Origin of the sequence: Pseudomonas sp. NPDC089752 (assembly GCF_044748725.1) — a bacterium.
Classification (GTDB): domain Bacteria; phylum Pseudomonadota; class Gammaproteobacteria; order Pseudomonadales; family Pseudomonadaceae; genus Aquipseudomonas.
In genome coordinates, this window is the sequence record NZ_JBIVGP010000018.1 from 21,566 (window position 1) to 45,103 (window position 23,538).

At 57.1% G+C, this 23,538-nt stretch carries 23 protein-coding genes, 1 tRNA gene and 2 pseudogenes; 15 read left to right on the forward strand and 11 right to left on the reverse strand.

Translation table 11 applies throughout. The features are described 5' to 3' along the window. Positions 1 to 12 precede the first annotated feature (12 nt). The 10 genes and pseudogenes from ACIPZF_RS23270 to ACIPZF_RS23315 all read left to right on the forward strand — a co-directional run bounded on the left by ACIPZF_RS23270 (position 13) and on the right by ACIPZF_RS23315 (position 8,820). Complete coding sequence (locus ACIPZF_RS23270) at positions 13 to 846, forward strand: peptidylprolyl isomerase (RefSeq protein ID WP_400803732.1); 834 nt, start codon at positions 13 to 15, stop codon at positions 844 to 846. A gap of 121 nt (positions 847 to 967) precedes the next feature. After that, positions 968 to 1,957, forward strand: coding sequence for a GTP 3',8-cyclase MoaA (gene moaA / locus ACIPZF_RS23275; RefSeq protein ID WP_400803734.1), 990 nt, complete (start codon positions 968 to 970; stop codon positions 1,955 to 1,957). Positions 1,958 to 2,087: 130 nt separating this feature from the next. After that, positions 2,088 to 3,800 (forward strand): annotated as a pseudogene (locus tag ACIPZF_RS23280) (ribonucleoside triphosphate reductase); the annotation flags it as partial. After that, positions 3,775 to 3,924: an anaerobic ribonucleoside-triphosphate reductase gene (gene nrdD / locus ACIPZF_RS23285; RefSeq protein WP_400803736.1), complete on the forward strand. Its 150-nt coding sequence runs from the start codon at positions 3,775 to 3,777 to the stop codon at positions 3,922 to 3,924. The pseudogene ACIPZF_RS23280 and the gene nrdD, both read left to right, overlap by 26 nt. 196 nt (positions 3,925 to 4,120) lie before the next feature. Then, positions 4,121 to 4,840: an anaerobic ribonucleoside-triphosphate reductase activating protein gene (locus tag ACIPZF_RS23290; RefSeq protein WP_400803737.1), complete on the forward strand. Its 720-nt coding sequence runs from the start codon at positions 4,121 to 4,123 to the stop codon at positions 4,838 to 4,840. Between the two features lie 91 nt (positions 4,841 to 4,931). Next, the gene (locus tag ACIPZF_RS23295; RefSeq protein WP_400803739.1) at positions 4,932 to 5,288 is read left to right on the forward strand and encodes a hypothetical protein; all 357 of its coding nucleotides are present in this window, start codon (positions 4,932 to 4,934) and stop codon (positions 5,286 to 5,288) included. Between the two features lie 333 nt (positions 5,289 to 5,621). Beyond that, positions 5,622 to 5,807 carry a hypothetical protein gene (locus ACIPZF_RS23300; RefSeq protein WP_400803741.1) on the forward strand — a complete coding sequence of 62 codons (186 nt, stop codon included), beginning with the start codon at positions 5,622 to 5,624 and terminating at the stop codon, positions 5,805 to 5,807. 16 nt (positions 5,808 to 5,823) lie between these two features. Then, the gene (locus tag ACIPZF_RS23305) at positions 5,824 to 6,396 is read left to right on the forward strand and encodes an ABC-three component system protein (RefSeq protein ID WP_400803742.1); all 573 of its coding nucleotides are present in this window, start codon (positions 5,824 to 5,826) and stop codon (positions 6,394 to 6,396) included. Then, on the forward strand, positions 6,393 to 6,914 hold the full coding sequence (locus tag ACIPZF_RS23310; RefSeq protein WP_400803744.1) for an ABC-three component system middle component 5: 522 nt from the start codon (positions 6,393 to 6,395) through the stop codon (positions 6,912 to 6,914). Before ACIPZF_RS23305 ends, ACIPZF_RS23310 begins: the two co-directional genes overlap by 4 nt. Beyond that, on the forward strand, positions 6,901 to 8,820 hold the full coding sequence (locus tag ACIPZF_RS23315) for an AAA family ATPase (protein ID WP_400803746.1): 1,920 nt from the start codon (positions 6,901 to 6,903) through the stop codon (positions 8,818 to 8,820). The genes ACIPZF_RS23310 and ACIPZF_RS23315 overlap by 14 nt, the downstream gene beginning before the upstream one ends. A gap of 120 nt (positions 8,821 to 8,940) precedes the next feature. On the opposite strand, the gene ACIPZF_RS23320 is transcribed toward ACIPZF_RS23315, so the two are convergent. The 3 genes and pseudogenes from ACIPZF_RS23320 to ACIPZF_RS23330 all read right to left on the reverse strand — a co-directional run. Beyond that, positions 8,941 to 9,216 carry a hypothetical protein gene (locus ACIPZF_RS23320; protein ID WP_400803748.1) on the reverse strand — a complete coding sequence of 92 codons (276 nt, stop codon included), beginning with the start codon at positions 9,214 to 9,216 and terminating at the stop codon, positions 8,941 to 8,943. Then, complete coding sequence (locus ACIPZF_RS23325) at positions 9,213 to 10,193, reverse strand: integrase domain-containing protein (RefSeq protein WP_400803751.1); 981 nt, start codon at positions 10,191 to 10,193, stop codon at positions 9,213 to 9,215. The genes ACIPZF_RS23320 and ACIPZF_RS23325 overlap by 4 nt, the downstream gene beginning before the upstream one ends. Positions 10,194 to 11,123: 930 nt before the next feature. Further along, a pseudogene (locus ACIPZF_RS23330) lies at positions 11,124 to 11,633 on the reverse strand (tyrosine-type recombinase/integrase); the annotation flags it as partial. 396 nt (positions 11,634 to 12,029) lie between these two features. Between ACIPZF_RS23330 and ACIPZF_RS23335 the strand changes: the two are divergent. Continuing rightward, complete coding sequence (locus ACIPZF_RS23335) at positions 12,030 to 12,995, forward strand: HipA domain-containing protein (RefSeq protein WP_400803754.1); 966 nt, start codon at positions 12,030 to 12,032, stop codon at positions 12,993 to 12,995. 76 nt (positions 12,996 to 13,071) lie between these two features. Continuing rightward, positions 13,072 to 13,680, forward strand: a complete 609-nt coding sequence (locus ACIPZF_RS23340) for an HIRAN domain-containing protein (RefSeq protein WP_400803756.1) — start codon at positions 13,072 to 13,074, stop codon at positions 13,678 to 13,680. A 269-nt stretch (positions 13,681 to 13,949) separates the two neighbouring features. Here ACIPZF_RS23340 and ACIPZF_RS23345 read toward each other — a convergent pair whose 3' ends face one another. The 3 genes from ACIPZF_RS23345 to ACIPZF_RS23355 all read right to left on the reverse strand — a co-directional run bounded on the left by ACIPZF_RS23345 (position 13,950) and on the right by ACIPZF_RS23355 (position 15,860). Then, positions 13,950 to 15,269, reverse strand: a complete 1,320-nt coding sequence (locus tag ACIPZF_RS23345; RefSeq protein ID WP_400803758.1) for a tyrosine-type recombinase/integrase — start codon at positions 15,267 to 15,269, stop codon at positions 13,950 to 13,952. Positions 15,270 to 15,431: 162 nt separating this feature from the next. Further along, positions 15,432 to 15,507 (reverse strand) — tRNA-Thr (locus ACIPZF_RS23350). Positions 15,508 to 15,605: 98 nt separating this feature from the next. After that, positions 15,606 to 15,860 carry a hypothetical protein gene (locus ACIPZF_RS23355; protein WP_400803761.1) on the reverse strand — a complete coding sequence of 85 codons (255 nt, stop codon included), beginning with the start codon at positions 15,858 to 15,860 and terminating at the stop codon, positions 15,606 to 15,608. Positions 15,861 to 16,327: 467 nt separating this feature from the next. Here ACIPZF_RS23355 and ACIPZF_RS23360 point away from each other — a divergent pair, with 467 nt between their 5' ends. Together ACIPZF_RS23360 and ACIPZF_RS23365 are read left to right on the forward strand one after the other, a co-directional pair. Beyond that, positions 16,328 to 16,600: a hypothetical protein gene (locus ACIPZF_RS23360; RefSeq protein WP_400803764.1), complete on the forward strand. Its 273-nt coding sequence runs from the start codon at positions 16,328 to 16,330 to the stop codon at positions 16,598 to 16,600. Then, positions 16,600 to 16,872, forward strand: a complete 273-nt coding sequence (locus tag ACIPZF_RS23365; RefSeq protein ID WP_400803766.1) for a DUF3077 domain-containing protein — start codon at positions 16,600 to 16,602, stop codon at positions 16,870 to 16,872. Before ACIPZF_RS23360 ends, ACIPZF_RS23365 begins: the two co-directional genes overlap by 1 nt. 276 nt (positions 16,873 to 17,148) lie before the next feature. Here the strand turns inward: ACIPZF_RS23365 and ACIPZF_RS23370 are convergent, their stop codons facing one another. The 5 genes from ACIPZF_RS23370 to ACIPZF_RS23390 form a co-directional block, all read right to left on the reverse strand. After that, positions 17,149 to 18,354 (reverse strand): methyltransferase, encoded by a 1,206-nt coding sequence (locus tag ACIPZF_RS23370; protein ID WP_400803768.1) that lies wholly within the window; start codon positions 18,352 to 18,354, stop codon positions 17,149 to 17,151. A gap of 105 nt (positions 18,355 to 18,459) precedes the next feature. Further along, positions 18,460 to 19,149 carry an ABC transporter permease gene (locus ACIPZF_RS23375; RefSeq protein ID WP_400803770.1) on the reverse strand — a complete coding sequence of 230 codons (690 nt, stop codon included), beginning with the start codon at positions 19,147 to 19,149 and terminating at the stop codon, positions 18,460 to 18,462. Next, complete coding sequence (locus tag ACIPZF_RS23380; protein ID WP_400803772.1) at positions 19,146 to 19,841, reverse strand: ABC transporter permease; 696 nt, start codon at positions 19,839 to 19,841, stop codon at positions 19,146 to 19,148. The genes ACIPZF_RS23375 and ACIPZF_RS23380 overlap by 4 nt, the downstream gene beginning before the upstream one ends. A 54-nt stretch (positions 19,842 to 19,895) precedes the next feature. Further along, the gene (locus ACIPZF_RS23385) at positions 19,896 to 20,648 is read right to left on the reverse strand and encodes an ABC transporter substrate-binding protein (RefSeq protein WP_400803775.1); all 753 of its coding nucleotides are present in this window, start codon (positions 20,646 to 20,648) and stop codon (positions 19,896 to 19,898) included. An 11-nt stretch (positions 20,649 to 20,659) separates the two neighbouring features. Next, positions 20,660 to 21,433: an ABC transporter ATP-binding protein gene (locus ACIPZF_RS23390; protein ID WP_400803778.1), complete on the reverse strand. Its 774-nt coding sequence runs from the start codon at positions 21,431 to 21,433 to the stop codon at positions 20,660 to 20,662. A gap of 640 nt (positions 21,434 to 22,073) precedes the next feature. On the opposite strand from ACIPZF_RS23390, the gene gabP reads away from it, so the two are divergent. Beyond that, a complete protein-coding gene (gene gabP / locus ACIPZF_RS23395; protein ID WP_400803781.1) occupies positions 22,074 to 23,459 on the forward strand; it encodes a GABA permease in 1,386 nt (461 codons plus the stop codon). Positions 23,460 to 23,538: the final 79 nt, after the last annotated feature.

Sequence of the window (23,538 nt, forward strand, 5' to 3'; positions counted from 1 at the left end):
GGAGGCTCGACCATGGCTATCGCACAGCGTCACGAACCTGCGGCACTGATCGCCACCAGCGAGCAGCAGTGGCCGCGTATCAGCGTCAACGGGGTGGAGATCGAGGGTGATGCCATCGCCCGCGAGTTGCAGTACCACCCGGCCGAGCACCGCGAGGAAGCGGTGTTCCTGGCCAGCCAGGCGCTGGTGGTGCGCGAGCTGCTGAAGCAGCGCGTTGCTGAACTGGGGCTGAAGGCAGAATGCACCGAAGGGGAGAGCGAGGAAGAAGCACTGACCCGCCTGCTTATCGAACGTGAACTGCCGCTGCCGGGCGCCGATGACGAAATCTGTCGGCACTACTTCGACAGCAACCGCGAGCGCTACGCGACCGCGCCGTTGCTGGCGGCCCGGCACATTCTGCTGGCTTGCGCACCGGAGGATGCCGAAGGGCGCAGCCAGGCTCGGGAGCTGGCTGTGGCCTTGATCGCGCAACTGGCCGATGACGGGTCGCGCTTTGCCGAACTGGCGCTTGCTCATTCCGGTTGCCCGTCGAAAGAGCAGGGCGGGGCGCTGGGGCAGATCAGTCAGGGGCAGACCGTACCGGAGTTCGAGCGCCAGTTGCTGCGCTTGCCGCTCGGGTTGGCCGCGCAACCACTGGAAAGCCGCTACGGCGTGCATCTGGTGTGGGTGGATCAGCGCATCGAGGGCAGGGCGTTGCCGTTCGAAGTGGTGCATGAAGCCATCCGCGCCGAGCTCGATCAACGGGTGTGGCAGGTGGCGGTGGGGCAGTACCTGAAGAGCCTGGTGGGCCAGGCTGACATTCGCGGCATTTTGCTCGATGGCGCTGCAAGCCCCTTGGTCCAGTAAAAACATTTGAGGGCCTCTTCGCGGGCAAGCCCGCTCCCACAGGTACGGCGCCACGCCTGAGGGGAGTGACATTCCTGTGGGAGCGGGCTTGCCCGCGAAGGGGCCCGAAAGGATTTCCACCATGACCCCCAAACTGCAAGACGGCTGCGGCCGCAACATCGACTACCTGCGCATCTCCATCACCGATCGCTGTGATTTCCGCTGCATCTACTGCATGGCCGAAACCATGCAATTCCTCCCGCGCCAACAAGTCCTCACCCTGGAAGAAATCGAACGCGTCTCCCACCTGTTCGTCAGCCAAGGCGTGCGCAAGATCCGCCTCACCGGCGGCGAGCCCCTGGTACGCCCCGGCATCGTCGGCCTGTGCCAGCGTATCGCCGCGCTCCCCGGCCTGCGCGAACTGGTGATGACAACAAACGGCTCGCAGCTGGTAAAGCTCGCTCGCCCCCTGGCCGACGCTGGCGTCAAACGCCTCAACATCAGCCTCGATACCCTCGACCCGAAACGCTTTCGCACCATCACCCGCACCGGCGAACTCGGCCGCGTGCTGCACGGCATCGAAGCTGCGCGCAACGCAGGGTTCAGCGCCATCAAGCTGAACACGGTGGTGATGCACGGGCGCAATTCCGATGAAGTCCCGGCGTTGGTCGACTTCGCGATCAGCCATGGCCTGGACATCACCTTCATCGAAGAAATGCCCCTGGGTGACGTCGGCCGCTCACGCAACGAAAGCTATTGCTCAAGTAGCTGGGTCCGCGAACGCATCGCCTCCCGCTACACGCCGATCGACAGCGCCGAACACAGTGGCGGCCCCGCCCGATATGCGCGGGTGAGCGGCCATCCTGATACCCGAATCGGCTTCATTTCACCCATCAGCCAGCACTTCTGCGACACCTGCAACCGCGTCCGCATGACCGCCGAAGGCCGCCTGTTGCTGTGCCTGGGCCACGAGCATGCGCTGGACCTGCGTGGCCTGCTACGTCGCCACCCGTTGCACGACGCCCCGCTGCTCGAAGCCGTGCAGCAAGCGTTGCTGCGCAAACCTGCCCGGCATGACTTCGGCAATGCCGATGTGCAGGTGCTGCGCTTCATGAATGCCAGCGGTGGTTGAAACACTTGATATGGGTCATTTTTCAAAATCAGACACAACATATAGTGTTCGCATGTTTTTCAATAACTAGATGATGTGTTCTGGAGGCCAGATGGAGAGGGAGCAAGACGGGTTGCGTGGGCGCCGCTCGATTGACGTGGCGGGGGCCATGAACGAGTACCTGTCACGTCAGGATTGGCGCGTGCAGGCCAACGCCAACCAGGGTTATTCGCTGGGTGGCCTGGTGCTCAACGTGTCCGGCAAAGTCACCGCCAACTACTGGCTCGACGAAATCTACCGCGCCGAAATCGGCGAGGCGCATCGCCAGGGCGATATTCACCTGCACGACCTCGACATGCTCGCCGGCTATTGTGCCGGCTGGTCCCTGCGCAACCTGCTGCACGAAGGGTTCAACGGCGTGCCCGGGCGCATCGAGGCAGGCCCGCCCAAACACCTGAGCAGCGCGCTCGGGCAGATGGTCAATTTCCTCGGCACGCTGCAGAACGAATGGGCAGGCGCCCAAGCCTTCAGCTCGTTCGACACCTACCTCGCACCCTACGTGCGCAAGGACAACCTGGCCTACGCCCAGGTGCGCCAAGCCGTGCAGGAGTTCATCTACAACCTCAACGTGCCGTCCCGCTGGGGCAGCCAGACCCCGTTCACCAACCTCACCTTCGATTGGGTCTGTCCGGAAGACCTGCGCGAGCAGGTGCCGGTCATCGGTGGCGAGGAAATGCCCTTCACCTACGGCGAACTGCAGGTGGAAATGGACCTGCTCAACCGCGCCTACATCGACGTGATGATGGCCGGCGACGCCAAGGGCCGGGTGTTCACCTTCCCCATCCCGACCTACAACATCACCCACGATTTCCCCTGGGACAGCGACAACGCCCAGCGCCTGTTCGAGATGACCGCCCGCTACGGCCTGCCGTACTTCCAGAACTTCCTCAATTCCGACATGCAGCCCAACCAGGTGCGCTCGATGTGCTGCCGCCTGCAACTGGATGTGCGCGAGCTGCTCAAACGCGGCAACGGCCTGTTCGGCTCGGCCGAGCAGACTGGTTCGCTCGGTGTGGTCACGTTGAATTGCGCACGCCTGGGTTATCTCTATCCCGGTGATCCGCAGGCGCTGTACGCACGCCTGGACGACTTGCTGGAACTTGCTTTCGAAAGCCTGGAGCACAAGCGCGAAGTGATCCAGCGCTACATGGACAACGGCCTGTTCCCCTACACCCGTCGCTATCTCGGCACCCTGCGCAATCACTTCTCGACCATCGGCGTAAACGGCCTGCACGAGATGCTGCGCAACTACACCGGCGACCGCGACGGCCTGCACACCGAAGCCGGCAGAGCCTTCGCCCTCGCCGTGCTCGACCACGTACGCGCCCGCCTGGTGACGTTCCAGGAACGCAGCGGCCACCTCTACAACCTCGAAGCCACCCCCGCCGAAGGCACCACCTACCGCTTCGCCCGCGAAGACCGCAAACACTACCCCGGCATCCTCCAGGCCGGCACCCTTGAGGCGCCGTACTACACCAACTCCTCGCAGCTGCCGGTCGGCTTCACCGACGACCCCTTCGAAGCGCTGGAACTGCAGGATGCCCTGCAATGCAAATACACCGGCGGCACCGTACTGCACCTGTACATGGCCGAGCGCATCAGCTCCGCGCAAGCCTGTAAGCAGCTGGTACGCACGGCCCTGAGCCGCTTCCGGCTGCCCTACCTGACCGTGACCCCAACGTTTTCGATATGCCCGGTGCACGGCTACCTGGCGGGCGAACACGAGTTCTGCCCGCGTTGTGATGAAATTTTATTGAGCGCAGAAAAGGAGAGAGACCATGAATGCACACCCGCCATTGCCTGAAGCCAGGCGCCAGCGCTGCGAAGTATGGACCCGCGTGATGGGCTACCACCGCCCCGTCGCCGCCTTCAACCCCGGCAAACAGTCCGAGCACCGCGAGCGCCTGCATTTCCGCGAGCAACGCTGACCCCCTCTGCTAAAACGGGAATCTGTGGGAGCAACTGTCTTGCTCAAAATTTTACAAGCTGCGCGATCCCTGTGGGAGCGGGCTTGTCCCGCGAACACGGGCGAAGCCCGTGCCATCCGGCGCGGTGTCTGCTTCGCGGGGCAAGCCCGCTCCCACAATTAAAAACGCACAAATCCCCAAGGCACAGGAGCCCCCCATGACAGTGCCAAACCCCAAATCCCACCCCACCGCCCTGCGCATCGGCGGCCTGCAACCCCTGACCACCCTCGACTACCCCGACCACCTCGCCTGCGTAGTCTTCTGCCAAGGCTGCGCCTGGCACTGCCGCTACTGCCACAACCCCGAACTCATCCCCGCCACCCCCGACCCAGGCCTCCCCTGGACCGACGTCCTCGAACTCCTCGACCGCCGCCAAGGCCTGCTGCAAGCCGTCGTCTTCAGCGGCGGCGAAGCCACCCTGCAACCGGCCCTGCCCGCCGCCATGCGCGCCGTGCGGGAACGCGGGTTCAAGGTCGGCCTGCACACCGCCGGCATTCGGCCAGGTTCATTGAGCCGGGTGCTGCCGTATTGCGATTGGGTGGGGATGGACGTCAAGGCGCTGGAGGAAGATTGCCAGTTGATTACCGGCGTGCGCGGGAGTGGGCGGGCGAATTGGGCGAGTCTGGATTTGTTGCTGGGGAGTGGGGTGGCGTATGAGTGCCGGACTACGGTGCATTGGGGGTTGTTTGATTGTCAGCGGGTGCAGCGGTTGGGGGAAAGGTTGGCGGGGGTGGGGGTGAAGAGGTTTGTGGTGCAGCTGGCGCGGGTGGGGCGAGTGTTGGATAGGGAGCTGGGGCAGGCTCCGGCGCCGACTGAGGTCTCCGGTCTGTGGCAGTACCTTGGGCAGCTATTCGAGCAATTCGAGGTTCGCGGATGAAATACATTTTGTCACATGCTTGCTATGACAGAGGATATGGAAGCGATGTTAGATACTGGCTCTGATAGGTGGCTAGGTTTGAGGTAACTGTATGAAGCGTGGAGAAATTCAATCAACTGAACTGGACTCATTGATCGCTGAGGTATCACTCATTCTTGAAGGTCCAGGGAGGCGAGAGGTTTCCACGGCGTGCCTTGCGTCGGCATATCGTGATCCCATCAGGAATGATGAGGAGCTGCAGGCACGCATGGCCTTGATTGACGAGCTTTACTCCCATGCAGACAGCGAAAGCCACACCGCAGCACGGTTTGCCGAAATGGTGACTGATCGCGTTTATGAGTATGAACAGGAAACGGTGTTGGCGCCTTATTCATGCCAGTCTCTTGCGACCGTTCGCGAGCGAATGGCCGATCCTCAGCGGGTGAAGGTTTCTCTGAATGATCTATAGGACTGGGGTGATGGGGAACGCAGTACTCAAAAGGTCCACCTTTCGATGAGCCTTTTGAGTACTGCATATGCGGCACCAGGAGTCGAAAAAACTGAATAAATCGATATATTTCAATAGCTTATAATTTTAGTTTTTTGTCGGACACCTCAATTTCTATCCTTTTGACACTTTCCATAATTCTCCGAAAAGAGATTCAAGGCATGCTCGCTTAGCTATAGGGCTATGAAAGCTCAAAAATCGCTCTGTGTGAGGTCAAACGCTGTGGATCCAACTGTACCTCGGAGGCGCTTGCGTATAGGATGGCGTTTTGATGTCTAAGATGGAGCTTTGGTCATGAATATAGTTATGCAGTACCTGTCCGAGATCGTAAGTTTTGTAGCCGGTGCGGCGGGCGGAGCCGCTGTAACCTTAAAATTCACAAGGAGTAGTGTAAAGAATGGTGGGGTTATTACCGATCAAAGCAAGGCTCGGGCTGAGGGAGATATTGTCGGCAGGGATAAAATTACCAGAAACAAATAAGTCTGGACTGGTTCCAATGGTTGATTTGCCAGTTGCTGTAGATCAAACAGGTGCATCTGCGGGTGCAGATATTGTCGGGCGCGACAAGATAACCAACTATAATTTATTACCAGCCAAGCCGACTAATAAGATTGAGTTGCTGCTCGAAAAATTGGGGAAAGAGATTGAGTCAAATGAACGAGCTAGAGATACTTTAGACAGCCTGAGTAGATTTCATAAAAAACGCGCTATAGATGGGGTTGAAGGTTTAGAAGCAAAGCTAAAGGCTGGTGGCCGGGAATATGAAGTCTATGACGCGCTAGAGAAGAAAGAACTTTTTTCGAAAATGCTTGAGCGATATTCTCACTACGCATCGGCGCAAGAGATATTGGCTTGTTTACTTGCGAGAGTTGAATATAGTTTCCAAAGTTTTATTTATCCGCAAGTTGATGGTTTGTCAATAGTCGAAGTTAATGAGTTGGTCGATGCGAAGATTATCGTGCCAACTATTGATGACTGTGGTGCAGGGGTCTTATCCATGGATCATAGTGTGGCAATGGGTATGGTGTATTGGCTGGCGGAGCAGTGCTACGTGCGGTGGCATAAATGATCCAGATTACATTCCAAGCGGCTTTTGACCCTTTTCATGCGCTGTTCAGATTTTTTCGAATCATGGAAATAACTAGCGGATTGGATTCGCTGACAGTAGATCATGCTCGTATTTTAGATTTTTATTTGCTTTATCCATTTCGCTCTGGGGAAATAAAGTTGCGCTCCGAGCATCGTAAGTACAAACTTGTGGCGTCTGATTTTAATTATCTAAAACCATACGGTGAATTGCCTGATTCATTTGTGCTTTTTTCTCGAATGCAAAGTATGCAAGTTGCGGCGCTTGATACTTTGGTTTCTAATGGCTATCTAGATGCTACGGCTTATAGCCGGAAAGAGATAAAGCTAACTGGGAAGTTGGCGCCGTCAGAGGTCCTTGCTCGCATTCATGCCTTGAACGAAGAGCAATCAAAATTAGTTGATTTGATTAAGGTGCTCGCTTCTGAATATTCTATCTTTGGACGTGACGGGTTGAAGGCCAGAACAGGATTGCTGGAGTATCGATATGACACAGTTTGAACCATCGCTTATAGTTAGGCGGCTGATCGTTATAAAAGGCGCTAAGTCTGTGTATGACGAACGACTTCACCCAGGGGTTAATGTAATTCGTGGGGAGAATGCGTCGGGAAAGTCAACTATACTTAATTTTATATATTATGGATTGGGGGGAGATCTCACTGATTGGAGCACTGCTGCGCTTCTTTGCAGTCGTGTATATTTGGAGGTCGAGCTTAACGGTATCGTTGTCACACTGGCTAGGGATATATCTGAGAAGCCTGGTTCTCCTATGGATATATTTAGTGGCGCATACGATCTGTCTTTAGAACAGCCACCAAATGCATGGAACCGACATCCGTATCGTCGATCGCTGACGACTGAAAGTTTCTCTCAGGTACTGTTCAGGTTGCTTGGCATGCCTGATGTTTCTTTGGAAGTGTCCGGAAACATTACAATGCACCAAGTGCTGCGCTTGCTTTACGCCGATCAATTGAGCCCTGTGGATGAAATTTTCAGATTTGAGCAGTTCGAACAAAAAGATACTAGGGACACGATTGGTCGATTGTTTTGTGGAGCATATACAAATGATTTGTATGAGAATATTCAAGATCTAAAGTCTTTGAAGAAAGAATTTGACAAGATTGATGTGCAGTTGCGGAATTTGTTTGTGGTCTTGGGAAAAGCTGAGCAAGAAGTTTCGACCACAGATTGGCTCTCCGCTGAGCGCGAAGAACTCTTAAAGCAGAAGCGTCAGGTTGAAGAAGAAATAGATTTGCTTGAGAGAAAGATGGCCTCTCTCTCGCCTGATCCTATTAGTATGAAGGATCAGACGGAATCTTACGATCTCGTTAGAAAGAAGCAAGTTGAAATAGCCAAAGCTAAACAGGCGATTCACTCGCTAATGCTCGATATTGCCGATTCGGATGCATTTGTAAATGGTCTTAAGGAGAAAGTAAACAATCTCCGAGATTCTGCGATTGTAGCTAAAAATTTAGAGGAAATAAAGTTTCATTCATGCCCGGCTTGTTTCAGCATTCTAGATGGTGAAGAGGAGTCGGTAAGTTACGCATGTCATCTATGTAAGACCCCGTATAGTTCGGAGCAAGTTGCAGCCCGAATAGCGGGACTGGTGAATGAATCTGCGGTTCAGATAAAGCAGTCAGAAGTGCTCCAAGAACGTCGTAAAGAGAAGTTATTAAATTTGGAGCAGGGTTTAGATTCTTTGCTTGAGGAGTGGAAGTCAGCGGCACAAAAACTTTCCTCCCGGCTTGGACGTCCTTCCTCAGAGAATCAGCAGTTGCTGAGGGAATTGCAGCGTAAATCAGGATATATAGATAGAGTGATCGAGGATTTAGATCAGAAATCTAAGATGTCCGAGGTTATCTCGAGCCTTTCTCAGAAAAAAACTGATTTGCAGTTAAAAATTAACTTGCTTGATGAGAAAAATCAAAAATTAAGATATGCGCAACAAGATAGGCTGAATCGTGCATATTTGCTCATTTCGGAAGAGGTGAAATTTTTGCTTCATAATGACCTCCGCAGGCAAGATTCTTTTGAAAACGCTAAGGGTATAAGTTTTTCTTTTGAGGCTAACCGCTTAACTGTAGATGGTCAGAGCTACTTTTCGGCAAGTTCTAGGGCTATTTTGAAGAGCAGCTTTTTTGCTGGATTTACTGCTGCTGCAAGTGATGAAGATTTTTTCAGACATCCAAGGTTCTGCATGATAGATACGCTGGAAAATATGGGTGTTGAAGAGGTTAGGAGTCAAAATTTTCAGCGACTTCTAGTCAGTAGATCATCCCAGCTGAAAGCTAAGCATCAAATAATTTATGCGACTGCGATGATTGATCCTGGATTGGACAATACCTCTTATACAGTCGGTCGCTACTCCACGAGAGATGAGCCGACTATTGAACTGTGGAAATAGATAGCGGTGCTGTGATCTTCTCTACGCTGATGGACAAGGTCACAGCAAAGTTGGCATACCGAAGGCTTGAATTTTTATGACTCACAACGATTAGTCAAGATCATAAATTTTGGCGAACTATCAGCAATTAAATATCCATGGTCTTGCGAGCCGATGAGCGAGCAGGCGCACAGTCAGTAGGTAGTAATACCGACTTGCTGCGCTGTGTGTGGCGAGACGATGCTTAAGAAACCACGCTAGGTGCTTCCTCTGCCAACACCAGGGTGTTCCTCGGTGCCAGCGCTCTGCAATTTCTGCATGGATGAACTTCGCCTGCCGCAAATGGCGTTGCCGTGTAGCATGTGATCCAGGCAGGACTCCCGCCAGGAACACCTCCATATCAAATGCCTTGGTCATACCCGCCCCCCAATGTAGGCCGCGATCACGTCGATCCGACCGTGCCCCAGCTCATAGCTGATTTGCCTTCTGGCCTCACGATCTAGGTGCCTATCTACCTGGCAACATTGGCCGCTACTGATTGGCGCGGGGTGTTGGGTGATCTGCTCGTAGCGCTCACATGCGTACGCCGCTCGTAGTTCATGGAAGCCCTTGAGGTTGTGTGCATGCATGATGTCCCGCGCCGGGCGGATGCTTTCTTGCAGAAGATTCAGGTAGCTTTCGTGTGGTGCAATCAGGTTGCGGCTACCTGCAGGCGACACTTGCCGTGCAAACTCAAGAGCACCTCGAACATGGTTGTCCACTGATATCCAGCGGGGAGCCGTTGCGCCGGCACGGCCGCCTTTGGTGCCATCCTGAATGTTAATCCTGCCTAGCTCTTTAGCCTCACGGCTCAACCGTGGCAGGTCAGCCAAGACGGCTTCACGCAAGCGCATGCCGGTAGCTCGCGCCAAAAGAACAATCGCGGCGGCCCGTAGTTGTTGTTGGTCGCAAAGAGCATCAACGATCTGCTTAACCTGTTCGCGGTCTTGGCCCTGAGGTACCGAGTGTCGAACCCCGGTGCGCTGCATACCCAACGCCTTGCTCGGACTTGGCAACTTCACGTACTGATCACCGCGAAGCGCAGCCATGGTCCTGTTAACGCTGGATAGCCGATTTTGTGCGGTGCTGACAGCGAGATCACCGCGCCTAACCATGTCGCGCAGATACGCCGCATAGTCGGCCAGCACCTCCCGATCAATGAGCCGCGCATCATTGATACCGGGCCCTTGTTCGGAGCGGCACCACTTCACGAATGCCTGCCACCGATCACAGTGTGCCCTCACCGTGCCGTAGTGACCGCCGCCGAACATGTCTTTGAGCGCTTGCGGACCTGCGTAGCTCAATTGCCTGCCGTAGCCGAAGTTACGGCCATCGCGTTTACCCACCAATGCCATGTCGGTCACCTCATCGTCCGCTCTTCGATCCTCGCCCCACGTCATCCCGCCAAGAATGCTGAGTGTTATCAGGGATCAAGGCCCCTGCGACCTGTGGGGAGTGTCCTCTACGCGGGACTGGCGGCTCCTTACGTCCGGGAGCAAGGGCATCTCATGATCTGGCCTCCTGAGCACCGTTACCGGTGGGCGGGTGGAGGCAGCGCTGGCTGACGAGACCTGCGCCTGAAGATCCTGAGCCATGTGCAAGCAGCAATGCGATGACCGGGGCATGCCTGACTGTCAGTCAGGTGCAGTCCATTCCTTGGTCTGCGGCACCATCATCTACAGCGCTGTTGCTGGTGACATCGGCGTTTGTCACGCCGATTGTCACGAAGGAGAATGCCGCAAAGCCTTGTGCGATCAGGGCTGCAGCAGTGGTAGAAGTGCCCGTCTCTTTCCAGAAGAAAGAGACGGGCACAGGTTGGCGCAAATTTTCGGCCAAGCGGATAGGTTGCTGCAGGGCAGCGAGGTACGGAGTATCTGGCGCACGAGCGCTATATGTGTAAGAGCATTCATCACATGGGTAGTGACCGGGCGAGCTGCCGAATGCTAATCGCCCTTGGGGAGAACCACCGCGAGAGCGGCGTGGCCTTGAAGGTTCGGGCCACCTGAGGTGCTGTCATCGACAGCTCTTGCAACTCCCGGTCTACGCCTGTGGGCAATATTCGTCAAGCAAAGCGATTTCAGGTATTTAGCGCCTGTGGATAAAACTATCCCCCGGTGGACATCAGTGGTTTTCCACAGACGTACTCTGTGCCAGCAGTTTTTTTCTTAGGTATGGTCCATTCAAACGGGGCGGCTATGCAGCCCCGTTTGAATGGACCCGCGCGGAGGAGCTTCATGCGGTGCTGTGGGTAACTTCACAGCGAGTTGAGGTGGTGGTGCGGCGGGTTACTCGGTCCTCCTGGCACTGCGAAGGCGCGTGACGTTCTCGCCCGTCTGCTTGGCAAACTCATGCGGCGTCACATGGTCCTCGCGGTTCGCCTCCAGAAACCGGCTCCACCAGGTCATGATCATCCGGCGTTCTTCGAGGAACATAAGCGGCCCGCACGTTGTTGTGTTCCTTGTGACTCATCTGCCGCTCGATAGCCGTCTCCGACCACAGCCCGGACTCGACCAGCGCACTGCACGCCATGGTCCGGAACCCGTGGCCGCAGATATCCACCTTGGTGTCATAGCCCATCGTCCTTAGCGCGGCGTTCACCGTGTTCTCGGACATCGGCTTCCACGGTTTGGCATCCCCCGCGAACACCAACTCGAACTGCCGGTGATCGCGTGGATCTGCTCAAGCAAGGCCACTGCCTGTGGCGATAAGGGTACAACGTGAATGTCCCCGGCCATCTTCGTGCCCTTTGTGGAAAAGGGCTGGCTGTATCGCGCTGGGCGGGTCGGGGGATTTTCCCTGCTAGTCCACAGCTTGCACTTCGAGCCCCCATTGACCCAAGTGCATTTCTGTTCAAGGTGTTTACGTAGCAAGCCCATAGGTACCTCCTAGGTCATGGGCGTCAGGATCCTTGGCTACGTCGAATCGTGCAGATGAGCACCCAGGGACATGATTCCCCTTTCATACGCATGCAGAACAACGTTATATAAGGGCACGGTTGGTGAGGACCACCGATTGGCGATGGTTCGTTTCGTCGCATTGGGGCGGAAATGGTGCTTCATTCCTGCTGAATGTGATTTTTGCGAGCGGTGGCTTTCCAGTCATAAGGTGACCAATGCTAGCCACAATGCGTTCAAAATTCGATGAAGCCAGTGGGCGATTCATGGGAGGCCTCAAGGAAGGATTGCTCAACTATGCAAACTGAGTTCATCAATATTACGGATTGGCCGGAGGACGATGAGTTCTCTGCGGCTTACCCTGAGGGAGCGAGGCCAAAACGGACCCTGTTTTCGCCATTAGTTCCTAGAGAGAGCTTTATAAAGCCCGACTGGCGGCATATGTTCAAGCGCTCTGCTGAGCGATACCCGGAACAATTTTGGGCTGAAGTGATCGCATATGAAATATCTCTTCTTCTCGGCGTAACCGCTCCTCCCTGCTACGCAGCGTTTGATGAGGAGAAGCAACAAAGTGGTGCGCTTAGCGCGTGGTTCTACGAGGAGGGGGATGAGTCATTCTATTCTGCAGGTAACTTCTTCCATAAGATCGTCGAGGGCTTTGATAGGGAGCGCGGTACTCAACACAACATTGTTGATGCGGATGAATTTAATAACAGAGTGCTCGGTAAAGAGCAAATTTATGAGTTTTGGAGTATGATGCTTTTCGATGTCCTTATTGGGAATACTGATCGGCATCAGGATAATTGGGGGCACTTGCTAAAAGCCGTGCCGTTAAGCAAGAGTGTAGCTGCCCGTAAAAAAGAGCTATATGATGTTAAGTGGAAGTTCGCCCCGTGGTTCGATAATGGAACCAGTTTGGGGCATGAACTTCTAAAGGAAAAATTCACTGCTTGGGATGATGGCGCCCTAGATCGTTACATTTCGAGGGGCAGACACCATTTGCGATACTCGAGGGATAATTTGACTCGAATGGGGCATTTGGATTCCCTAAGATTCATCCGAGGGCACAGCGGTGTTCGGCTACTATTGCTGAAAAAGCTAAGAGATTTCGATCTTGAAGCTCTTGAAATGAAGCTTAACCACTTTGTTGACCTCCCAGCGCCACCAGGTGGTAATCTCTCAAGGGAGAGAGCACAATTTATCCTTCGACTCACACGCAGACGCGCTCAGCTAGCCCGGGAAACCTTAAATGAGCACAATTGAGAATATCTTCGAACCCACTAGGTTGCTCCTAGTTTGGCATCACTCTCAACCAGGTAAAGCTCGGCATAGAAGGGTCGTGGGCGAGCTCGTACGTCAGGGGGATGATGCTTCGTTCCGGTACCTCAAAAACACCGCCGATTTTGAGGCTGCGCTCAGTGAAGGGTTCTACGAGTTTCCAGCCTTCGCTGATAAGGCCGGTGAAGCTACTCAAACAGGTGCTATGGATGTATTCATGCGAAGGCTGCCTCCACGGAAGAGAGAGGACTTTCGAGAATACCTTTCGCAGTACAGCTTACCTGGAGACTTTCAGGGTTCAGCGTTTGCGTTGCTTGGATATACTGGGGCTCGCTTAGCGAGTGATAATTTCGAGCTGTGCCCTGATTTAACGGATGCTGTGGCTCCGCTTGATTTTGTCATCGAAGCGACAGGGACTAACTACCATGTAAGTGAGTCTGATGTCTTTGCTGAGGATGAGGAAGTTTTTTTTGAAGCTGATCCAGCTAATGAGCATGATTCCAACGCAGTTCGGATAATCTACAATGGAAAATTAGTTGGATATGTAAACAAGGCTTTGGCGCCAAGTTTCAAAACCCTTCTTCGAACAGGTAAGATTGAAGGGCGTATTATAAAATTTAGCGAGCGAAAAGGGAAAGCTAGATTGTTGATTTTGGTGCGATACCGATAGTAGTTGATTATCACTGCCACTCAAATTTATGAATTTAAGGGCGGGGCTGATCCTAGCCTCGCCCTTGTATTACATCTGGAGTAATTGGTCAATCTGAGCTTATCCTTACTGCCTTGAGGGAGATTCGTCATGCTCAGTCATTCATCTCAACCAAACTAAAGCCAATCTTAGAGGGTGGCTTGATGATGATTTGCATTTTGCTTCCTGCGGGGTGGAGCTTCATGCGGTGCTGTGGGTAACTTCACAGCGAGTTGAGGTGGTGCGGCGGGTTACTCGGTCCTCTTGGCACTGCGCAGGCGCGTGACGTTCTCGCCCGTCTGCCTGGCAAACTCATGCGGCGTCACATGGTCCTCGCGGTTCGCCTCTAGAAACCGGCTCCACCAGGTCATGATCATCCGGCGCTCTTCAAGGAACTCAGCCTTGTGGGTATAGGCGGCGCGCACGTTGTTGCGTTCCTTGTGGCTCATCTGCCGCTCGATAGCCGTCTCCGACCACAGCCCGGACTCGACCAGCGCACTGCACGCCATGGCTCGGAACCCGTGGCCGCAGATATCCACCTTGGTGTCGTAGCTCATCGTCCTGAGCGCTGCATTCACCGTGTTCTCGGACATCGGCTTCCACGGTTTGGCATCCCCCGCGAACACCAGCTCGAACTTGCCGGTGATCGCGTGGATCTGCTCAAGCAAGGCCACTGCCTGCGGCGATAAGGGTACAACGTGAATGTCCCCGGCCATCTTTGTACCCCTTGTGGAAAAGGGCACGCCGTCCAGCGCCGGGCGGGTGTCGGGGATCTCCCAGATACCTCGCTTGAGGTCGAATTCATTCCAGCGGGCGAAACGCAGCTCACTGGAGCGTACGAACACATGCAAAGACAGCATCACCGTGAGGCGCGTGAGCGGGCGACCTTTGTAGCCGTCGATACGCGCTTGTAGCTCAGGCAACCGCGATAAGGGTAGAGCGGGTCGATGTGTAACCCGTGGTGTTTTGATCGACCCATCGAGGTCGTGGGCTGGGTTCGCCGTGATCAGCCGCAGCCGTTTGGCTTCGCGCATGATGCTTTGCAGGTAGTTCTTGATCCTGAGCGCCACGTCGATGGTGCCGCGCTTCGTCACGACTTCCAGTGGTTGCATGAGGTCGTGGGTGTCCAACTCAACGATTGCTCTGGCACCGATCAGAGGGAATACGTGAGTCTTTAACCGGCTGAGCACAGTCTTGGCGTGGCCCGGCGCCCACTTCGGCACCATCCCGGCATACCAATCGAGCGCAACGCTTTCGAAGGTACGGCCATTGATCACGGCTTGCACCTTGGCCTGCTGCTTGGACTGTATAGGGTCAATGCCATTGGCGAGCTGCTGTTTGAGCTCGAAGCGCTTACGGCGAGCGTCAGCCAGTCCGACCACCGGATAATTGCCGAGAGAGGTAAGGCCCTCGCGACCATCGGGCTTCACGTACCTGAGCCGCCAGCCTTTGCGGCCGTTGGGCTTCACGAGCAGGTAAAGACCATCGCCGTCAAAAAGCTTGTACTCAGTTTCGCGAGCCTTTGCAGTGCGGCAGGCGTTATCGGTAAGGGGAGCCGTTGTGCGAGCCATAAGGGTACTTTCCAATGTCGAATTGGTAGGTATCCTTAAAAGTACCCTTATTAGCGCAGGCTACCCCCGGAATCCGACGGAACGCCAAAACGAAAAAACCCGCCAGAAGGCGGGTTTTTCGGGGGTTCCAGAGATTTTGAAAGCTTTCTATGGAACCTTGAATGGTGCCGGCACCAGGAATCGAACCCGGGACCTACTGATTACAAGTCAGTTGCTCTACCATCTGAGCTATACCGGCAATGGGGCGTCATTATAACGACAGTTTCGCGCCTGTAAACCACTTCCTTGCGATTGGGCGCAAATGACCTAAGTCACCGGCCTGGAAGGAGAATTTTCCTACCAGCCGCGGTGGATGGTGTTGACGTTTGGCTCGGTCTTGCCGGGGTTGAAGAACAGCTTGTGGTTGTCGCAGCCGCGCTTGCGGCAGGGGGTTTGGCTTTGGACGCGCAGGGGCAGGCCGTTGTCGCCGCCCAGCTGCATGCCGGGGGTGTTCCAGTCCAGGTTGCTGGTTTGCTGCGATGGGGTGCCGCTGGCGCAGGCGGTCAGGGTCAAGGCGCAAGCCAGCAGGCCGAGGGGTTTGGTGTGGGTCACGATGTCTAAGTCCGTTTGTCCATTGTCGATCTGGCGCATCACCAGACGGTCGCGGGGCTGGCGGGCAGCGCGCGACGGAGCTTTTTAATGATTTGGGGGGCGGATGATACACCGTTGGCTTGGGGTTGCGATGGGCATGTTCGCGGGCAAACTGTGAGACATTTCTGAAGTTGAAACCAAATACTTCAAGTCTGGTTGGTTTGGGAATTATCCTACGCGCGCTGGCGAGCCTTCACTGTTGGCGGGGAAGTGCCCCAGGGATAACGTTCCTGGGTCGCCGATTCCGGTGACCGGGTGTGAGAACCCGAGTGTGAATAAGTTGTTGCCACATGGTGGCCGTACACGGGCAGACCTCGGTCTGGCCGAGCTTCCTTATTCCCTCGGTTTCTCACTCCGTGTACGGCTGCCACCTAAATCCGTGAGAAAGATTAGGTGGTACGCATTTTCAGTGGAATAAGGATTAAGCCATGAAGAAAATCGTTCCAGACCCACCCCGTCCGCTCATCACCACGCCGTACTTCACCATCCACAGCGACATCTCCCCAACCGACGCTATGGCCCACGCCTGCGAACTGCTACGTGTCGCAGTCGATACCCTCGATGAGCATTGCCGCGCCCACGCTGGCGAACCTGGCTTGAACCTGCTGACAAATGCCGCCCAAGCGACCGATTCGGCGCGTGTGCTGGTCGAGCATGCGAAGCGGCGGATGAAAGATGGTCAGGCTAAGGAGGTGCTGTGATGAGCGATCAAGCCAAGCCAGTGACCACAGCGGGTGTGGAAACCTTTCTCGAAGTCGGTAACCCGGGTGTGAACCTGCTGCGGGTGCAGCCTGGCATTCCTGTCGATGCTGCCTATGAGCAGGTTTCGGTGCTGTTGGGGTATATCAAGCACCTGGTGCGCGAGGGGGATATGGAGGATGACCACAAGCTGTTGGGTGCTGCGGATTATCTCAGTGCCTTGGCCAAGGCGTTGATGAATGATATCGAGGTGGCCAAGAACCGGTTGCATTGAGCATCTGGCCTCTTCGCGGGCAAGCCCGCTCCCACAGGCCCTGTAGAGATTCTAAAAGAGCGAGTTTGCCTAATCGAATTTTTGTTTATGCACAAGAGGCATCGGCACGTTGCGCGAAAGGCATGCCCAATCTCTACACCGCCTGTCTTTGCGCAAATGCCTGTTTTTACTGGGCTTGGCGCTTGGGTCGGAATAAGCGAAGCCGTTGAAATAGCAGTTTGGACGAAGCATCTATCACAAGCTTGTTCACAGACTTATCCACAGGTTGTGCTGTGGCTAACTGTCGCGTTCGGCGAGCAAAAGCAGGTTGCGTGGGGTGAGCGGATAATCGCAGAAGGTGCCCAGGCGAACGGCGTAGCCTTGTTCTTCGAGGAACAGCGCGCGGTCGAGCACCAGCCACAATTCCAACGGCCTGCGGAACAGGTTGCGGACCCGTTCGAGGTTGCGCACTTCGGCCAGCCGCTGCCAGCCGGCGGCTTCCAGCGTGTCCCAGTCCGGGGTGACGGTCAGTTCCAGCTGCTTCAAGGCAGCCAGCTCCCGGCAATACTGCTCGAAGGGCTTGCTCAGCCACGCCACTGGCAGTGACGGGGTGGGCAGGTATTCATCGCACTGTCGCTGTTGCCGCTGCAGCAGGTCGAAACCCAGACGCCGGGCCATGGAGCAATCACGCTGTTGGCGAACGCGGGCGCCGGCGGTGACGGTTTCGCTCAGTGGCAGGCCCAGGTCCAGCAGGGACAGCTGAAGTGCAGAGTTTCGCGCAGCTGTGGATAACGGCTGGTACTGCTCGCCCTGGATGCGGTTGTAGCAGCACGGGGCCACGGCCAGGTGGCGGCAGCCTTGCTCGCTGGCTACGCGCAGCAAGTGCACGTGCAGGTCGCCGCAGGCGTGCAGGGCCACCACGCTCTTGTCGCTGCCCAGGTGGCGGCGGCTGTCGGCGGCCATGACGTCTTGGTGCACGTGGGTTGCCGGCAGGTTGTGGTGGTCGCTCAAGGCTTGGCCAGCGGCTACCAGTTCGGCGTCGTATTCGAGGCAGGTCAGGTGCTGGCCTGGCTGCAATAGACGGCGGCCGAGGTAGCCTTTGCCTGAGCACCAGTCCAGCCAGTGCTGGGTTTGGGTGCGGAAATCAAGGCGGCGGCTGAAGGCTTCGATCTGCTGCCATTTGCGGCCGGGGACGTTGACGTCCAGGCGGTGGGCGGCGGGGGGCAGGCCGGTGTCGGGGAGGGCGCCGAGGGAGCTGAGCTGGTGGGCTTTTTCGCTGAGCTGGGGATAAGGGCCGGGTAGGGCTTGTGGGTCGCGGTCGGCTTCGGCGTCGGCCAGGTTGCATTGGCGCAGGTGGGCGGCTAGTGCGGGGTGTTCGGTTTCCCAGTCCAGGCGCAGGGTGGTGAAGGGCCTGGGTTTCCACAGCTTTTGGTGCTCGATCAGGAATTGGTCTAGGGCCTGGAAGCGGTCGGTTAGGTGGTGGCTGTGGAGGTATGGGGTCATGGGGTTTTGGGGTGTGTTTGAGGGCCTCATCGCGTATGAATCCGCTCCTACGGGGATTGCGTCAATCCGTAGGAGCGGATTCATCCGCGAGAGGCCGGTAGGGTCTCAGCGCCCTTGGCAGGCGTCTACGCGCAACCAGCGCTCCAGCAACTTGAAGCCTTGCACCAGCACGAACGAGATCACCAGGTAGAACACACCGGCAGCGAAGAAAATCTCCACCGGCAGGTAGGTCCGGGCGATGATGGTGCGGGCCATGCCGGTCAGTTCCAGCAGGGTCACGGTGCTGGCCAGCGCGCTGGCCTTGAGCATCAGGATCACTTCGTTGCTGTACGCCGGCAGGCCGATGCGTGCAGCGCGGGGCAGCATGATGTAGAACAGCGCCTTGCCGCGCGACATGCCCAGTGCGCGGGCCGCTTCGATCTCGCCTTTGGGGATCGATTGCAGCGCGCCGCGCAGGATCTCGGCGATGTAGGCGGCGGTGTGCAGGGTCATGGTCAGCACCGTGCACCAGAACGGATCGCGCAGGTACGGCCACAGGCTGCTGGAACGCACCGCGTCGAACTGCGCCAGGCCGTAGTAGACCAGGAACAACTGCACCAGCAGCGGCGTGCCTCGGAAGAAGAAAATGTAGCTGAAGGGCAGGGCGCGTACATACCAGTGCCGCGACGAGCGGGCGATGCCCAGCGGGATCGCCAGGATCAGACCGGCGACGACCGCGATGGCCACCAGCTCCAGGGTCAGGGTGGCACCCTGGGCCAGGCGCGGCAGCCACTTGATGATCACTTCCCAATTCATTGTTCGGCCCTCGCAAAGCCGCGAGCGGCGCGTTTTTCCATGAAGTGCATGCCGGTCATGGCGATCACGGTCAGGCTCAGGTAGATGCAGGCGGCGACCATGTAGAAGGTGAACGGCTCTTTGGTCACGGTCACGCCGATCTGCGCGTGGCGCATGATTTCTTCCAGGCCGATCACCGACACCAGGGCGGTGTCCTTCATCAGGATCATGAACAGGTTACCGAGGCCCGGCAGGGCGATGCGCCACATCTGCGGCAGGATGATCCTCGACAGGATGCGCCCCTTGGACATGCCCAGGGCCAGGCCGGCCTCACGGTGGCCTTTGGGGATCGCCAGGATGGCGCCGCGGAACACTTCGGTGGCATAGGCGCCGAAGCACAGGCCGAGGGCGATCACGCCGGCGGCGAAGGCGCTGAGTTCCAGGCCGGGCATGTTGAGGGCTTCGCCGAGGCTGTTCATCAGCCCGACGGTGCCGAAATAGATAAGCAGCACCCACAGCAGTTCGGGCACGCCGCGAACCAGGGTCGAATAGAAGCCGCCAAGCCATTGCAGCGGCTTGATCGGGGATGTCTTGGCCAGGGCGCCGAGCAGGCCCAGGACCAGCCCCAGCAGCAAGGCGCAGAGCGCCAGTTTTACGGTCATCACGGTGCCGGCCATCATGGCCGGACCGAATCCGTGCAGGTCGATATTCATGGGCAGGTCATTCTAGGGACTGGCGCGCCACGGGGGCGCGCCGGTCAGGGCGGGTCATTCGATGCTGAATGGGAAGTACTTGTCGTTGATCTTCTTGTACGTGCCGTCGGCTTTGATTTCCGCCAGGGCTTTGTTCAGCTTCTCGCGCAGCGGGTCACCCTTGCGCACGGCGATGCCGATCTTGTCGCTGTCGACCACAGGCTCGCCTTTGAACTCGAAGTTCATGCCGTCCTTGCTCTTGAGCCACTCGTACTGCACGTACTTGTCGGCCAGGATGCCGTCGATGCGGCCGGAGACCAGGTCGAGGTAGGCGTTTTCCTGGGTGTCGTACAGCTTGATGTCGATGTCGCTGCCGTAGGTGTCTTCCAGCCAGGTACCGGCCAGGGTCGCGCGCTGGGTACCGATGGTCTTGCCTTTCAGGTAGCTGGCGTCGGTCTTGAAGTCGACGTTTTTCGGCGCGATGAACTGCAGCTTGTTGGAGTAGTACGGGTCGGTGAAGTCAACGGCCTGCTTGCGCTCGTCGGTGATCGACAGCGACGACACCAGGAAGTCGAACTTCTTGGCGTTCAGGGCCGGGATGATGCCGTCCCAGTCGGAAGTCACCACCGAGCATTCGGCTTTCATCTTGGCGCACAGGGCGTCGCCGATGTCCTTGTCGAAGCCGACGACCTGGCCGCTGGCGTCCTTGTTGTTGAACGGCGGGTAGGCCGCTTCGATACCCATGCGCAGTTTTTCTGCAGCCATGGCATTGGCCGACATCACCAGGGTGGCGGCGGCTGCCAGGAGAAACTTCTTGTAAGTCTGCATGTATTGCTCCGTTAGCGGTGGCTGGACATGAATTGCTTGCAACGCGCCGAGGTCGGGTTCTCGAAGACCTGCTGCGGCGATCCTTGCTCTTCAACCAGGCCCTGGTGCAGGAAGACCACTTCACTGGACACCTGGCGGGCAAAGTTCATCTCGTGCGTCACCAGCAGCATGGTACGGCCTTCTTCGGCCAGTGCGCGGATAACGTTAAGCACTTCCTGGACCATTTCCGGATCGAGCGCCGAGGTCGGCTCGTCGAACAGGATGACTTTTGGCTTCATGGCCAGGGTGCGGGCGATGGCAGCACGTTGCTGCTGGCCACCGGAAAGCTGGGCGGGGTAGCTGTGGCGCTTGTCGAAGATGCCGACCTTGTTCAGCAGTGCTTCGGCGGCTTCGATGGCCTCGGCCTTGCTCTGGCCGAGCACGCGGCGCGGCGCCTCGATGATGTTGTCGAGGATCGACATGTGCGGCCACAGGTTGAAATTCTGAAAGACGAAGCCGATTTCGCTGCGCAGGCGGTTGATCTGGCGGTTGTCGGCAGCGATCAGGTCGCCGTTTTTGGCGGCCTTGAGCTTGAGTGCTTCACCGGCTACCAGGATTTCGCCCTGGTGCGGGTTTTCCAGCAGGTTGATGCAGCGCAGCAGGGTGGACTTGCCGGAGCCGGACGATCCCAGAATGGAGATCACGTCACCGTCACGTGCGGTCAGCGAAATGCCCTTGAGAATTTCCTGGTCGCCGTAGCGTTTGTGCAGATTGCGGATTTCCAGCGCGGGCGTGGCCTGGGCCATGTGCGGTCCTCATGTGTTCGGGTGCGTTCCCAGCTGTTGGCGGCCTTCCTGGCGTGCGCCAAGCTAGCATAGCGGCAATATGGCGGCCAACAGGGTCGCAAGGGGCTCGGGGCAATGCCGGGGCAGTTTGTCGCATCGGTGCAGCGCAACGTCGCGCATCTGTCTGCGAAGGTGTCGCCCAGCTCCAGAGCCTTGATGAAAAAAGGCGCGATGGTGCCAGCTTTGGGCAAGGCTGGGAAGCGGTTTTGCCCTCTTCGCGGCTGAAGCCGCTCCCACTGACACCCGCAATCCCGCTGTGGGAGCGGCTTCAGCCGCGAAGAGGACAGTGAGGATTGGTTGTACCCCAAGGTTGCACTTTTCGCCTTGCACTGGTGCAAAGGTGTTACCAAGGAGCACCTTTGGTGCGTTTGTAAGTGGGTATTTCCGTAATCCGCTAATTCAACGCCCTTTCGGTCAAGACTTGGCCGAATGCCCTGCAAGCCACGTCCCTCAGGGTTGCCAGATGTTTCTGACGAATGCTTTCAGCAACTGGCCCGCTTATTGCCATCTAGAACTCACCGATTGCAGCAACGCCCGAATCAACCCTTGGTGCGCCTGGCATTCGCAGTCGAGTAGTCCACTCCTTACAAAGGTAGTTTCAATGAGCGGTAACAATTCCAATGACCTCGCTCAGGGGCTCAAACAACGGCATGTGACCATGCTGTCCATTGCTGGCGTCATCGGCGCCGGCCTGTTCGTCGGCTCCGGCCACGCCATCGCCGCCGCCGGCCCCGCTGTACTGCTGGCCTATGCCGCTGCCGGTACCTTGGTGGTGCTGGTGATGCGCATGCTCGGTGAAATGGCGATCGCTTCGCCGGACACCGGTTCGTTCTCTACTTACGCCGACCGCGCCATCGGGCGCTGGGCCGGTTTCACCATCGGCTGGCTGTACTGGTGGTTCTGGGTGCTGGTCATCCCGCTGGAAGCCAACGCCGCCGCGGCGATCCTGCATGCCTGGTTCCCCGCCGTCGATCTCTGGGCCTTCTCCCTGCTGATCACCCTGGCACTGACCCTGACCAACCTGTGCAGCGTGAAGAACTACGGCGAGTTCGAATTCTGGTTCGCCCTGCTCAAGGTGCTGGCGATCATCGGCTTCATCGTCGTCGGTTGCGTGGCCATGTTCGGTTTCGTGCCCAACAGCCAAGTTAGCGGTGCGAGCCACCTGTTCGATACCCAGGGCTTCATGCCTAACGGCTTGGGCGCTGTTCTGGCCGCCATGCTGACCACCATGTTCTCGTTCATGGGCACTGAGATCGTCACCATCGCCGCAGCCGAATCGAAAGACCCTGGCAAGCAGATCAGTCGCGCCACCAACTCGGTGATCTGGCGCATCTGCCTGTTCTACCTGGTGTCGATCTTCCTGGTCGTGGCCCTGGTGCCGTGGAACGACCCGGCGCTGGCCGAGATCGGTTCCTACCAGACCGTGCTGAGCCGCATCGGCGTGCCGAACGCCAAGCTGATCGTCGACATCGTCGTGCTGGTCGCCGTGACCAGCTGCCTGAACTCGGCGCTTTACACCTCGTCGCGCATGTTGTTCTCACTGAGCAAACGTGGTGACGCGCCGGCCATCGCGCAGCGCACCACCAAGGCAGCTACCCCGCATGTGGCGGTGTTGCTGTCGACCGCTGCGGCGTTTCTCTGTGTGTTCGCCAACTACGTGGCGCCGGCCCAGGTGTTCGAGTTCCTGCTGGCAAGCTCCGGTGCCATCGCGCTGCTGGTGTACCTGGTGATTGCCGTATCGCAGCTGCGCATGCGCAGCCAGCGTGAAGCGCGGGGCGAGAGGATCGACTTCAAGATGTGGCTGTTCCCCGGGCTGACCTGGGCGACCATTGCCTTCATCGTGGCCGTGCTGGTGGTGATGGCGTTGGGTGAGGATCACCGGGCGGAGATCATCGCTACTTCGTTGTTGAGCATTGGTGTGGTGGCGGCGGGCTTGCTGGTGCATCGCAAGCGCCAGGCTGCCGGGCGGGTGGCGTTGGATAGCTGATTCGCGCTGGCTGCAATGAAAAGGACGCGCCCTGTGTAGGGCGCGGCCTTTTTTGTTTGTCTGTGCTGGCCTCTTCGCG